The organism is Klebsiella sp. CN_Kp100, from assembly GCF_040065315.1.
GTDB classification, from domain to species: domain Bacteria; phylum Pseudomonadota; class Gammaproteobacteria; order Enterobacterales; family Enterobacteriaceae; genus Klebsiella; species Klebsiella oxytoca.
The window spans coordinates 16,237-26,114 of record NZ_JBEAIJ010000010.1 but is presented as its reverse complement, the minus strand read 5'-3'; the positions used below and the strand labels follow the sequence as shown (position 1 = coordinate 26,114).

Here is a 9,878-nt window from a genome sequence, read left to right as displayed (position 1 = left end):
CGATGGACGACGGTCTGCGTTTCGCAATCCGTGAAGGCGGCCGTACCGTTGGCGCGGGCGTTGTTGCTAAAGTTCTCGGCTAATTATTAGTCCAGAATGAAAAAGGGCGCTAAGGCGCCCTTTTTGCTGTCTGTAATTTGAGAGCATATCCGTGAAAGATTACAGAGAATAAATGACATGTATATTTAATAAACAGACTATTGTAATCATAACTATTCTCATTTACACTTCGCCTGTAAGTTGAACGGGAGTATGTATGTACGTTTGTCTGTGTAATGGTGTGAACGATAAAAAAATTCGCCAGGCTGTGCGCCAGTTTCATCCTCAGTCTTTCCAGCAGTTGCGCAAATTTATTCCCGTGGGAAATCAATGCGGTAAGTGTGTGCGTGCGGCCCGCGAAATTATGGAAGATGAATTAACTCGCATGCCGGAATATCAAGAGATTGCCTGAAGACCACGGCTTAACTTTGACATCCTAATAGCCCGAACTACGCTTCAATAAGTGGAAGCGGAGGGACTATATAATGAAAGGTGATGTCAAAATCATAAGTTATCTCAATAAATTATTGGGAAATGAGCTGGTCGCAATTAATCAGTACTTTCTCCATGCGAGAATGTTCAAAAACTGGGGCCTGATGCGCCTCAATGATGTCGAATACCATGAATCCATCGATGAAATGAAGCATGCCGATAAATATATTGAGCGTATTTTGTTTCTTGAGGGGATCCCTAACCTGCAGGACCTCGGTAAACTCCGCATTGGGGAGGACGTCGAGGAGATGCTGCAATCTGACCTGAGGCTGGAACTGGAAGGGGCAAAGGATCTACGAGAAGCCATTGCCTATGCCGACAGCGTCCATGACTACGTCAGCCGGGATATGTTAATCACTATCCTTGCAGACGAAGAAGGGCATATCGATTGGCTTGAAACCGAACTGGATCTCATAGCTAAAATTGGTCTGCAGAATTATCTTCAGTCGCAGATTAAAGTGGCGGACTAAGAAAGGTCACACCTTCAGATAATAAACCCGCTACGGCCAGAAAAGGGCCAAAAGGTAGCGGGTTATGTAATGCCTCTCTTTCTCTGGTGCGTAGAATCACTACTGCTACGGCAGCGCATGCCAGAATCGTTGCGATAAGAACCAGCTGCGGTAAAGCTCTCCAGCCATGCCAGGCTCCGAGTGCGGCGAGTAACTTTACATCACCGTAGCCGATACCTTCAGACCCACGTACTCCCCTGTAGAACCAATAAATCAACGCAAAGGCCAGATAGCCTGCTATCGCTCCCCATACCGCATGCGGCAGATTGACCGGCGACATAGATACATAGTAAAGCAGCCCGCTCCAGAGCAGAGGGCAGGTGAATTTATCGGGTAGCAAGCCATAGCGCAGATCGTGCCAGCTGAGAGTGAGCAATAAGCCGCCGTAGATAATAAAGAAGACAACGTTCGCAACTGCCATTGATTTTCTCCATGTTGTGGCTGTTAGCACCGAGTGTGCTGAGGTGGAGAGCATCTTGCAAAGGCCAATGACCGGGAATGGACTGACTTATCCAAATTTTTTATGTCTACAGGTTGCGTTACTGCGTGAGCGGAAGCGGACTCGCAGAAAGAAGTGATGATTTTCTACGCAGTACTTGCGTTGTGGCTGAATTTGCGTATAATGCGCGGGCCTGTCAAAGTTGACGGCCGGTTCGATATGAACCCTGGTAGCAGCAACAAGCTACCAAACAATGTTCCCAATTGGGGAACTATGTAAGAACGGTTACACTCTCCCATCAATCGTAATGGGTATGAGGAGTAACCATTTCGTCTATAAAATAATTGGAGCTCTGGTCTCATGCAGAACCAAAGAATCCGTATCCGCCTTAAAGCGTTTGATCATCGTCTGATCGATCAATCAACCGCGGAAATCGTCGAGACTGCTAAGCGCACTGGTGCGCAAGTCCGTGGTCCGATCCCGCTGCCGACCCGCAAAGAGCGCTTTACCGTTCTGATCTCTCCGCACGTTAACAAAGACGCGCGCGATCAGTACGAAATCCGCACTCATAAGCGTCTGGTTGACATCGTTGAGCCAACTGAAAAAACCGTTGATGCTCTGATGCGTCTGGATCTGGCTGCCGGTGTAGACGTGCAGATCAGCCTGGGTTAATCAGGTCATCGAGCGATTGAGAGGTTGAAACAATGATTGGTTTAGTCGGTAAAAAAGTGGGCATGACCCGCATCTTCACTGAAGATGGCGTATCTATCCCAGTAACCGTAATCGAAGTTGAAGCAAACCGCGTTACTCAGGTTAAAGATCTGGCTAACGATGGCTACCGTGCCGTTCAGGTTACCACTGGTGCTAAAAAAGCTAACCGTGTAACCAAACCGGAAGCGGGTCACTTCGCTAAAGCTGGCGTTGAAGCTGGCCGTGGTCTGTGGGAATTCCGTCTGGCTGACGGCGAAGAGTTCACCGTAGGTCAGGACATTAGCGTTGAGCTGTTTGCTGACGTTAAAAAAGTTGACGTAACCGGTACCTCTAAAGGTAAAGGTTTTGCTGGTACCGTTAAGCGCTGGAACTTCCGTACCCAGGACGCAACTCACGGTAACTCCTTGTCTCACCGCGTTCCGGGTTCTATCGGTCAGAACCAGACTCCGGGCAAAGTGTTCAAAGGCAAGAAAATGGCAGGTCAGCTGGGTAACGAACGTGTAACCGTTCAGAGCCTGGACGTAGTACGTGTTGACGCTGAGCGCAACCTGCTGCTGGTTAAAGGTGCAGTCCCGGGTGCAACCGGTAGCGACCTGATCGTTAAACCAGCTGTGAAGGCGTAAGGGGATAGCAATGGAATTAGTATTGAAAGACGCGCAGAGCGCGCTGACTGTTTCCGAAACTACCTTCGGTCGTGATTTCAACGAAGCGCTGGTTCACCAGGTTGTAGTTGCTTATGCAGCTGGTGCTCGTCAGGGTACTCGTGCTCAGAAGACTCGTGCTGAAGTAACTGGTTCAGGCAAAAAGCCGTGGCGCCAGAAAGGTACCGGCCGTGCGCGTTCAGGTTCTATCAAGAGCCCGATCTGGCGTTCAGGTGGCGTGACCTTCGCTGCTCGTCCGCAGGACCACAGTCAAAAAGTTAACAAAAAGATGTACCGCGGCGCGCTGAAAAGCATTCTGTCCGAACTGGTACGTCAGGATCGTCTGATCGTTGTCGAATCTTTCTCTGTAGAAGCGCCTAAAACTAAGCTGCTGGCACAGAAACTGAAAGACATGGCTCTGGAAGATGTGCTGATCATCACCGGTGAGCTGGACGAGAACCTGTTCCTTGCTGCGCGCAACCTGCACAAGGTTGACGTACGTGATGCAACTGGTATCGACCCGGTTAGCCTGATCGCCTTCGACAAAGTCGTAATGACTGCTGATGCTGTTAAGCAAGTTGAGGAGATGCTGGCATGATTCGTGAAGAACGTCTGCTGAAGGTGCTGCGCGCACCGCACGTTTCTGAAAAAGCGTCTACTGCGATGGAAAAAACTAACACCATCGTTCTCAAAGTTGCTAAAGACGCGACCAAAGCAGAGATCAAAGCTGCTGTGCAGAAACTGTTTGAAGTCGAAGTCGAAGTCGTTAACACCCTGGTTGTTAAAGGGAAAGTTAAACGTCACGGACAGCGTATCGGTCGTCGTAGCGACTGGAAAAAAGCTTACGTCACCCTGAAGGAAGGCCAGAATCTGGACTTCGTCGGCGGCGCTGAGTAAGTCGGAGGAGTAATACAATGGCAGTTGTTAAATGTAAACCGACATCTCCGGGTCGTCGCCACGTTGTTAAAGTGGTCAACCCAGAGCTGCACAAGGGCAAACCTTTTGCTCCGCTGGTTGAAAAAAACAGCAAATCCGGTGGTCGTAACAACAATGGCCGTATCACCACTCGTCATATCGGTGGTGGTCACAAACAGGCCTACCGTATTGTTGACTTCAAACGCAACAAAGATGGTATCCCGGCAGTTGTTGAACGTCTTGAGTACGATCCGAACCGCTCCGCGAACATCGCGCTGGTTCTGTACAAAGACGGTGAGCGCCGTTACATTCTGGCCCCTAAAGGCCTGAAAGCTGGCGACCAGATTCAGTCTGGCGTTGATGCTGCAATCAAAGCAGGCAACACCCTGCCGATGCGCAATATCCCGGTTGGTTCTACCGTTCATAACGTAGAAATGAAACCAGGTAAAGGCGGTCAGCTGGCTCGTTCCGCTGGTACTTACGTTCAGATCGTTGCTCGCGATGGTGCTTATGTCACCCTGCGTCTGCGTTCTGGTGAAATGCGTAAAGTCGAAGCAGACTGCCGCGCTACTCTGGGCGAAGTTGGCAATGCTGAGCATATGCTGCGCGTTCTGGGTAAAGCAGGTGCTGCACGCTGGCGTGGCGTTCGTCCTACCGTTCGCGGTACTGCGATGAACCCAGTCGACCACCCACATGGTGGTGGTGAAGGTCGTAACTTTGGTAAGCACCCGGTAACTCCGTGGGGCGTTCAGACCAAAGGTAAGAAGACCCGCAGCAACAAGCGTACTGATAAATTCATCGTACGTCGCCGTAGCAAATAATTTTAGAGGATAAGCCATGCCACGTTCTCTCAAGAAAGGTCCTTTTATTGACCTGCACTTGCTGAAGAAGGTAGAGAAAGCGGTGGAAAGCGGAGACAAGAAGCCCCTGCGCACTTGGTCCCGTCGTTCAACGATCTTTCCTAACATGATCGGTTTGACCATCGCTGTCCATAATGGTCGTCAGCACGTTCCAGTTTTTGTTTCCGACGAAATGGTTGGTCACAAACTGGGTGAATTCGCACCGACTCGTACTTATCGCGGCCACGCTGCTGATAAAAAAGCGAAGAAGAAATAAGGTAGGAGGAAGAGATGGAAACTTTAGCTCAACATCGCCATGCTCGTTCTTCTGCTCAGAAGGTACGCCTTGTTGCTGACCTGATTCGCGGTAAGAAAGTGTCGCAGGCCCTGGATATTCTGACCTACACCAACAAGAAAGCTGCTGTACTGGTCAAGAAGGTACTGGAATCTGCCATTGCTAACGCTGAACACAACGATGGCGCTGACATTGATGATCTGAAAGTTGCGAAAATTTTCGTAGACGAAGGCCCGAGCATGAAGCGCATTATGCCGCGTGCTAAAGGTCGTGCAGATCGCATCCTGAAGCGCACCAGCCACATTACTGTGGTTGTGTCCGATCGCTGAGACTCTGGAGACTAGCAATGGGTCAGAAAGTACATCCTAATGGTATTCGCCTGGGTATTGTAAAACCATGGAACTCTACCTGGTTTGCGAACACCAAAGAATTCGCTGACAACCTGGACAGCGATTTTAAAGTACGTCAGTACCTGACTAAGGAACTGGCGAAAGCGTCTGTATCTCGCATCGTTATCGAGCGTCCGGCTAAGAGCATTCGTGTGACCATTCACACCGCTCGCCCGGGTATCGTTATCGGTAAGAAAGGCGAAGACGTAGAAAAACTGCGCAAGGTCGTCGCGGATCTCGCTGGCGTGCCTGCACAGATCAATATTGCCGAAGTTCGTAAGCCTGAACTGGACGCTAAATTGGTTGCTGACAGCATCACTTCTCAGCTGGAACGTCGCGTTATGTTCCGTCGTGCTATGAAGCGTGCTGTACAGAACGCAATGCGTCTGGGCGCTAAAGGTATCAAAGTTGAAGTTAGCGGCCGTCTGGGCGGCGCGGAAATCGCACGTACCGAATGGTACCGTGAAGGTCGCGTACCGCTGCACACTCTGCGTGCTGACATCGACTACAACACCTCTGAAGCGCACACCACTTACGGTGTAATCGGCGTTAAGGTATGGATCTTCAAAGGTGAGATCCTGGGTGGTATGGCTGCTGTTGAACAACCGGAACCGGCTGCTCAACCTAAAAAGCAGCAGCGTAAAGGCCGTAAATAAGGAGCGTCGCTGATGTTACAACCAAAGCGTACAAAATTCCGTAAAGTGCACAAAGGCCGCAACCGTGGTCTGGCGCAGGGTACGGATGTTAGCTTCGGCACTTTCGGTCTGAAAGCTGTTGGCCGTGGTCGTCTGACTGCACGTCAGATCGAAGCAGCACGTCGTGCTATGACCCGTGCAGTTAAGCGTCAAGGTAAGATCTGGATCCGTGTATTCCCGGACAAACCGATCACCGAGAAGCCGCTGGAAGTTCGTATGGGTAAAGGTAAAGGTAACGTGGAGTACTGGGTTGCCTTGATTCAGCCGGGTAAAGTCCTTTATGAAATGGACGGCGTACCGGAAGAGCTGGCCCGTGAAGCATTCGGCCTGGCAGCAGCGAAACTGCCGATCAAAACCACCTTTGTAACTAAGACGGTGATGTAATGAAAGCAAAAGAGCTGCGTGAAAAAAGCGTTGAAGAGCTGAACGCTGAGCTGCTGAACCTGCTGCGTGAGCAGTTCAACCTGCGTATGCAGGCTGCAAGTGGCCAGCTGCAACAGACTCATCTGCTGAAGCAAGTGCGTCGTGATGTTGCACGCGTTAAGACTTTACTGACTCAGAAGGCGGGTGCGTAATGACCGATAAAATCCGTACTCTGCAAGGTCGCGTGGTTAGCGACAAAATGGAGAAATCCATTGTTGTTGCTATCGAACGTATGGTGAAACACCCGGTATACGGCAAATTCATCAAGCGTACGACCAAACTGCACGTACATGACGAGAACAACGAATGCGGTATCGGTGACGTGGTTGAAATCCGCGAATGCCGTCCGCTGTCCAAGACTAAGTCCTGGACGCTGGTTCGCGTTGTAGAGAAAGCGGTTCTGTAATACAGTACGCATTCTCGATACGGATAAACGGCTCAGCGATGAGCCGTTTATTTTTTCTACCCATATCTGATTTGCGGTGTTATAATGCCGCGCCCTCGATATGGGGCTTTTTTAACGACCCTATTTTTGGGTCTCAGTAGTAGTTGACATTAGCGGAGCACTAAAATGATCCAAGAACAGACTATGCTGAACGTCGCCGACAACTCCGGTGCACGTCGCGTAATGTGTATCAAGGTTCTGGGTGGCTCGCACCGTCGCTACGCAGGCGTAGGCGACATCATCAAGATCACCATCAAAGAAGCAATTCCGCGTGGTAAGGTCAAAAAAGGTGATGTGCTGAAGGCGGTAGTGGTGCGCACCAAGAAGGGTGTTCGTCGCCCGGACGGTTCTGTCATTCGCTTCGATGGTAATGCATGCGTTATTTTAAACAATAACAGCGAGCAGCCCATCGGTACGCGTATTTTTGGGCCGGTAACTCGTGAACTTCGTAACGAGAAGTTCATGAAAATTATCTCTCTGGCCCCAGAAGTACTCTAAGGAGCGAATCATGGCAGCGAAAATCCGTCGTGATGACGAAGTTATCGTGTTAACCGGTAAAGATAAAGGTAAACGCGGTAAAGTTAAGAATGTCTTGTCTTCCGGCAAGCTCATTGTTGAAGGTATCAACCTGGTTAAGAAACACCAGAAGCCGGTTCCGGCTCTGAACCAACCAGGCGGCATCGTTGAAAAAGAAGCTGCTATTCAGGTTTCTAACGTTGCAATCTTCAATGCGGCAACCGGCAAGGCTGACCGTGTAGGCTTTAGATTCGAAGACGGCAAAAAAGTCCGTTTCTTCAAGTCTAACAGCGAAACTATCAAGTAATTTGGAGTAGTACGATGGCGAAACTGCATGATTACTACAAAGACGAAGTAGTTAAGAAACTCATGACTGAGTTTAACTACAATTCTGTCATGCAAGTCCCTCGGGTCGAGAAGATCACCCTGAACATGGGTGTTGGTGAAGCGATCGCTGACAAGAAACTGCTGGATAACGCAGCAGCGGATCTGACAGCAATCTCCGGTCAAAAACCGCTGATCACCAAAGCACGCAAATCAGTTGCAGGCTTCAAAATCCGTCAGGGCTATCCGATCGGCTGTAAAGTAACTCTGCGTGGCGAACGCATGTGGGAGTTCTTTGAGCGCCTGATCACTATTGCTGTACCGCGTATCCGTGACTTCCGTGGCTTGTCCGCTAAGTCTTTCGACGGTCGTGGCAACTACAGCATGGGTGTCCGTGAGCAGATCATCTTCCCAGAAATCGACTACGATAAAGTCGACCGCGTTCGTGGTTTGGATATTACCATTACCACTACTGCGAAATCTGATGAAGAAGGCCGCGCTCTGCTGGCTGCCTTTGACTTCCCGTTCCGCAAGTAAGGTAGGGTTACTTAATGGCTAAGCAATCAATGAAAGCACGCGAAGTAAAGCGCGTGGCTTTAGCTGATAAATTCTTCGCTAAACGCGCTGAACTGAAAGCTATCATCTCTGATGTGAACGCAACCGACGAAGATCGTTGGAATGCTGTTCTCAAGCTGCAGACTCTGCCGCGTGATTCCAGCCCGTCTCGTCAGCGTAATCGCTGCCGTCAAACAGGTCGTCCGCATGGTTTCCTGCGGAAGTTCGGGTTGAGCCGTATCAAGGTCCGTGAAGCCGCAATGCGCGGTGAAATCCCGGGTCTGAAAAAGGCTAGCTGGTAATTGTCACCAATTGAATCACGGGAGTAAAGACAGATGAGCATGCAAGATCCGATCGCGGATATGCTGACCCGTATCCGTAACGGTCAGGCCGCGAATAAAGCTGCGGTCACCATGCCTTCCTCCAAGCTGAAAGTGGCAATTGCCAACGTGCTGAAGGAAGAAGGCTTTATTGAAGATTTTAAAGTTGAAGGCGACATCAAGCCGGAACTGGAACTGACTCTTAAGTATTTCCAGGGTAAAGCTGTTGTAGAAAGCATTCAGCGTGTCAGCCGCCCAGGTCTGCGCATCTACAAACGTAAAGATGAGCTGCCGAAAGTTATGGCGGGTCTGGGTATCGCGGTTATTTCTACCTCTAAAGGTGTTATGACCGATCGTGCAGCGCGCCAGGCTGGTCTTGGTGGCGAAATTATCTGCTACGTAGCCTAATCGGAGGAAAAAATGTCTCGTGTTGCTAAAGCACCGGTCGTTGTTCCTGCCGGCGTTGATGTAAAAATCAACGGTCAGGTTATTACGATCAAAGGTAAAAACGGCGAGCTGACTCGTACCCTCAACAATGCTGTTGAAGTTAAACATGCAGATAATGCTCTGACCTTCGGTCCGCGTGATGGTTTCGTGGATGGATGGGCTCAGGCTGGTACCGCGCGTGCCCTGCTGAACTCAATGGTTGTTGGTGTTACCGAAGGCTTCACTAAAAAGCTTCAGCTGGTTGGTGTAGGTTATCGTGCAGCGGTCAAAGGGGATGTAGTAAACCTGGCTTTAGGTTTCTCTCATCCTGTTGAGCATAAACTGCCGGCCGGTATCACTGCAGAATGTCCGACTCAAACTGAAATCGTGCTGAAAGGCGCTGATAAGCAGGTGATCGGTCAGGTTGCAGCAGATCTGCGCGCCTACCGTCGTCCTGAGCCTTATAAAGGTAAGGGTGTTCGTTACGCCGACGAAGTCGTGCGTACCAAAGAGGCTAAGAAGAAGTAAGGTAACACTATGGATAAGAAATCTGCTCGTATCCGTCGTGCGACCCGCGCACGCCGCAAGCTCCAGGAGCTGGGTGCAACTCGCCTGGTGGTACATCGTACCCCGCGTCATATTTACGCACAGGTAATTGCACCGAACGGTTCTGAAGTTCTGGTAGCTGCTTCTACTGTAGAAAAAGCTATCGCTGAACAACTGAAGTACACCGGTAACAAAGACGCGGCTGCAGCTGTGGGTAAAGCTGTCGCTGAACGCGCTCTGGAAAAAGGCATCAAAGATGTATCCTTTGACCGTTCCGGGTTCCAATATCATGGTCGTGTCCAGGCACTGGCAGATGCTGCCCGTGAAGCTGGCCTTCAGTTCTAAGGTAGAGGTGTAAG

The 9,878-nt window shown here is 50.2% G+C and carries 22 protein-coding genes; 21 read left to right on the top strand and 1 reads right to left on the bottom strand.

From position 1 onward, the window contains the following. From ABLV12_RS08610 to bfr, 3 genes are all read left to right on the top strand, one after another. The coding region (locus ABLV12_RS08610; protein WP_000340867.1) for a hypothetical protein at positions 1-83 on the top strand (83 nt) is incomplete at its 5' end. Between the two features lie 173 nt (positions 84-256). After that, a complete protein-coding gene (gene bfd / locus ABLV12_RS08605) occupies positions 257-451 on the top strand; it encodes a bacterioferritin-associated ferredoxin (RefSeq protein WP_004106366.1) in 195 nt (64 codons plus the stop codon). A 73-nt stretch (positions 452-524) separates the two neighbouring features. Continuing rightward, positions 525-1,001 (top strand): bacterioferritin, encoded by a 477-nt coding sequence (bfr, locus tag ABLV12_RS08600; RefSeq protein WP_004106364.1) that lies wholly within the window; start codon positions 525-527, stop codon positions 999-1,001. Here bfr and ABLV12_RS08595 read toward each other — a convergent pair. Next, complete coding sequence (locus ABLV12_RS08595; RefSeq protein ID WP_064399103.1) at positions 985-1,461, bottom strand: A24 family peptidase; 477 nt, start codon at positions 1,459-1,461, stop codon at positions 985-987. The genes bfr and ABLV12_RS08595 overlap by 17 nt on opposite strands. Before the next feature lie 378 nt (positions 1,462-1,839). On the opposite strand from ABLV12_RS08595, the gene rpsJ reads away from it, so the two are divergent. The 18 genes from rpsJ to rplR all read left to right on the top strand — a co-directional run bounded on the left by rpsJ (position 1,840) and on the right by rplR (position 9,864). Then, positions 1,840-2,151 (top strand): 30S ribosomal protein S10, encoded by a 312-nt coding sequence (rpsJ, locus tag ABLV12_RS08590; protein ID WP_001181005.1) that lies wholly within the window; start codon positions 1,840-1,842, stop codon positions 2,149-2,151. A 32-nt stretch (positions 2,152-2,183) separates the two neighbouring features. Beyond that, positions 2,184-2,813, top strand: coding sequence for a 50S ribosomal protein L3 (gene rplC, locus ABLV12_RS08585; protein ID WP_004106354.1), 630 nt, complete (start codon positions 2,184-2,186; stop codon positions 2,811-2,813). Between the two features lie 10 nt (positions 2,814-2,823). After that, positions 2,824-3,429, top strand: a complete 606-nt coding sequence (gene rplD, locus ABLV12_RS08580; protein WP_003031119.1) for a 50S ribosomal protein L4 — start codon at positions 2,824-2,826, stop codon at positions 3,427-3,429. Next, complete coding sequence (gene rplW, locus ABLV12_RS08575; protein WP_000617546.1) at positions 3,426-3,728, top strand: 50S ribosomal protein L23; 303 nt, start codon at positions 3,426-3,428, stop codon at positions 3,726-3,728. Before rplD ends, rplW begins: the two co-directional genes overlap by 4 nt. A 17-nt stretch (positions 3,729-3,745) precedes the next feature. Continuing rightward, on the top strand, positions 3,746-4,567 hold the full coding sequence (gene rplB / locus ABLV12_RS08570) for a 50S ribosomal protein L2 (RefSeq protein ID WP_000301869.1): 822 nt from the start codon (positions 3,746-3,748) through the stop codon (positions 4,565-4,567). Between the two features lie 16 nt (positions 4,568-4,583). Beyond that, positions 4,584-4,862 carry a 30S ribosomal protein S19 gene (gene rpsS / locus ABLV12_RS08565; protein WP_001138115.1) on the top strand — a complete coding sequence of 93 codons (279 nt, stop codon included), beginning with the start codon at positions 4,584-4,586 and terminating at the stop codon, positions 4,860-4,862. A gap of 14 nt (positions 4,863-4,876) precedes the next feature. Then, positions 4,877-5,209 carry a 50S ribosomal protein L22 gene (rplV, locus tag ABLV12_RS08560; protein WP_002919773.1) on the top strand — a complete coding sequence of 111 codons (333 nt, stop codon included), beginning with the start codon at positions 4,877-4,879 and terminating at the stop codon, positions 5,207-5,209. 17 nt (positions 5,210-5,226) lie between these two features. Further along, positions 5,227-5,925, top strand: a complete 699-nt coding sequence (rpsC, locus tag ABLV12_RS08555; protein ID WP_004106350.1) for a 30S ribosomal protein S3 — start codon at positions 5,227-5,229, stop codon at positions 5,923-5,925. A 12-nt stretch (positions 5,926-5,937) separates the two neighbouring features. Next, positions 5,938-6,348 (top strand): 50S ribosomal protein L16, encoded by a 411-nt coding sequence (gene rplP, locus ABLV12_RS08550; protein WP_002919759.1) that lies wholly within the window; start codon positions 5,938-5,940, stop codon positions 6,346-6,348. After that, complete coding sequence (rpmC, locus tag ABLV12_RS08545) at positions 6,348-6,539, top strand: 50S ribosomal protein L29 (protein WP_002919754.1); 192 nt, start codon at positions 6,348-6,350, stop codon at positions 6,537-6,539. The genes rplP and rpmC overlap by 1 nt, the downstream gene beginning before the upstream one ends. Then, the gene (rpsQ, locus tag ABLV12_RS08540) at positions 6,539-6,793 is read left to right on the top strand and encodes a 30S ribosomal protein S17 (protein WP_004106347.1); all 255 of its coding nucleotides are present in this window, start codon (positions 6,539-6,541) and stop codon (positions 6,791-6,793) included. The genes rpmC and rpsQ overlap by 1 nt, the downstream gene beginning before the upstream one ends. 165 nt (positions 6,794-6,958) lie before the next feature. Continuing rightward, positions 6,959-7,330 carry a 50S ribosomal protein L14 gene (rplN, locus tag ABLV12_RS08535; RefSeq protein ID WP_000613954.1) on the top strand — a complete coding sequence of 124 codons (372 nt, stop codon included), beginning with the start codon at positions 6,959-6,961 and terminating at the stop codon, positions 7,328-7,330. Between the two features lie 10 nt (positions 7,331-7,340). Beyond that, positions 7,341-7,655, top strand: coding sequence for a 50S ribosomal protein L24 (gene rplX / locus ABLV12_RS08530; protein ID WP_004106345.1), 315 nt, complete (start codon positions 7,341-7,343; stop codon positions 7,653-7,655). A 14-nt stretch (positions 7,656-7,669) separates the two neighbouring features. After that, on the top strand, positions 7,670-8,209 hold the full coding sequence (gene rplE / locus ABLV12_RS08525) for a 50S ribosomal protein L5 (protein WP_001096202.1): 540 nt from the start codon (positions 7,670-7,672) through the stop codon (positions 8,207-8,209). Positions 8,210-8,223: 14 nt separating this feature from the next. Beyond that, the gene (rpsN, locus tag ABLV12_RS08520; protein ID WP_002919667.1) at positions 8,224-8,529 is read left to right on the top strand and encodes a 30S ribosomal protein S14; all 306 of its coding nucleotides are present in this window, start codon (positions 8,224-8,226) and stop codon (positions 8,527-8,529) included. Positions 8,530-8,562: 33 nt separating this feature from the next. Continuing rightward, entirely contained in the window at positions 8,563-8,955 is a 393-nt protein-coding gene (gene rpsH, locus ABLV12_RS08515) for a 30S ribosomal protein S8 (protein WP_004106343.1), read from the top strand. A gap of 12 nt (positions 8,956-8,967) precedes the next feature. Then, positions 8,968-9,501: a 50S ribosomal protein L6 gene (rplF, locus tag ABLV12_RS08510; protein WP_004106341.1), complete on the top strand. Its 534-nt coding sequence runs from the start codon at positions 8,968-8,970 to the stop codon at positions 9,499-9,501. A 9-nt stretch (positions 9,502-9,510) separates the two neighbouring features. Continuing rightward, positions 9,511-9,864, top strand: a complete 354-nt coding sequence (gene rplR, locus ABLV12_RS08505) for a 50S ribosomal protein L18 (protein ID WP_000358960.1) — start codon at positions 9,511-9,513, stop codon at positions 9,862-9,864. Positions 9,865-9,878: the final 14 nt, after the last annotated feature.

What these genes read in the sequence shown, in the direction of transcription:
- rplV (WP_002919773.1), top strand. Translation starts at nt 4,877, where the DNA reads ATGGAAACTTTAGCTCAACATCGCCATGCTCGTTCTTCTGCTCAGAAG.
- rpsC (WP_004106350.1), top strand. Translation starts at nt 5,227, where the DNA reads ATGGGTCAGAAAGTACATCCTAATGGTATTCGCCTGGGTATTGTAAAA.
- bfd (WP_004106366.1), top strand. Translation starts at nt 257, where the DNA reads ATGTACGTTTGTCTGTGTAATGGTGTGAACGATAAAAAAATTCGCCAG.
- rplR (WP_000358960.1), top strand. Translation starts at nt 9,511, where the DNA reads ATGGATAAGAAATCTGCTCGTATCCGTCGTGCGACCCGCGCACGCCGC.
- bfr (WP_004106364.1), top strand. Translation starts at nt 525, where the DNA reads ATGAAAGGTGATGTCAAAATCATAAGTTATCTCAATAAATTATTGGGA.
- rpsH (WP_004106343.1), top strand. Translation starts at nt 8,563, where the DNA reads ATGAGCATGCAAGATCCGATCGCGGATATGCTGACCCGTATCCGTAAC.
- rpmC (WP_002919754.1), top strand. Translation starts at nt 6,348, where the DNA reads ATGAAAGCAAAAGAGCTGCGTGAAAAAAGCGTTGAAGAGCTGAACGCT.
- rplF (WP_004106341.1), top strand. Translation starts at nt 8,968, where the DNA reads ATGTCTCGTGTTGCTAAAGCACCGGTCGTTGTTCCTGCCGGCGTTGAT.
- rplB (WP_000301869.1), top strand. Translation starts at nt 3,746, where the DNA reads ATGGCAGTTGTTAAATGTAAACCGACATCTCCGGGTCGTCGCCACGTT.
- rplE (WP_001096202.1), top strand. Translation starts at nt 7,670, where the DNA reads ATGGCGAAACTGCATGATTACTACAAAGACGAAGTAGTTAAGAAACTC.
- rplN (WP_000613954.1), top strand. Translation starts at nt 6,959, where the DNA reads ATGATCCAAGAACAGACTATGCTGAACGTCGCCGACAACTCCGGTGCA.
- rpsJ (WP_001181005.1), top strand. Translation starts at nt 1,840, where the DNA reads ATGCAGAACCAAAGAATCCGTATCCGCCTTAAAGCGTTTGATCATCGT.
- rplD (WP_003031119.1), top strand. Translation starts at nt 2,824, where the DNA reads ATGGAATTAGTATTGAAAGACGCGCAGAGCGCGCTGACTGTTTCCGAA.
- rpsQ (WP_004106347.1), top strand. Translation starts at nt 6,539, where the DNA reads ATGACCGATAAAATCCGTACTCTGCAAGGTCGCGTGGTTAGCGACAAA.
- rplX (WP_004106345.1), top strand. Translation starts at nt 7,341, where the DNA reads ATGGCAGCGAAAATCCGTCGTGATGACGAAGTTATCGTGTTAACCGGT.
- ABLV12_RS08595 (WP_064399103.1), bottom strand. Translation starts at nt 1,461, where the DNA reads ATGGCAGTTGCGAACGTTGTCTTCTTTATTATCTACGGCGGCTTATTG.
- rplW (WP_000617546.1), top strand. Translation starts at nt 3,426, where the DNA reads ATGATTCGTGAAGAACGTCTGCTGAAGGTGCTGCGCGCACCGCACGTT.
- rplP (WP_002919759.1), top strand. Translation starts at nt 5,938, where the DNA reads ATGTTACAACCAAAGCGTACAAAATTCCGTAAAGTGCACAAAGGCCGC.
- rpsS (WP_001138115.1), top strand. Translation starts at nt 4,584, where the DNA reads ATGCCACGTTCTCTCAAGAAAGGTCCTTTTATTGACCTGCACTTGCTG.
- rplC (WP_004106354.1), top strand. Translation starts at nt 2,184, where the DNA reads ATGATTGGTTTAGTCGGTAAAAAAGTGGGCATGACCCGCATCTTCACT.
- rpsN (WP_002919667.1), top strand. Translation starts at nt 8,224, where the DNA reads ATGGCTAAGCAATCAATGAAAGCACGCGAAGTAAAGCGCGTGGCTTTA.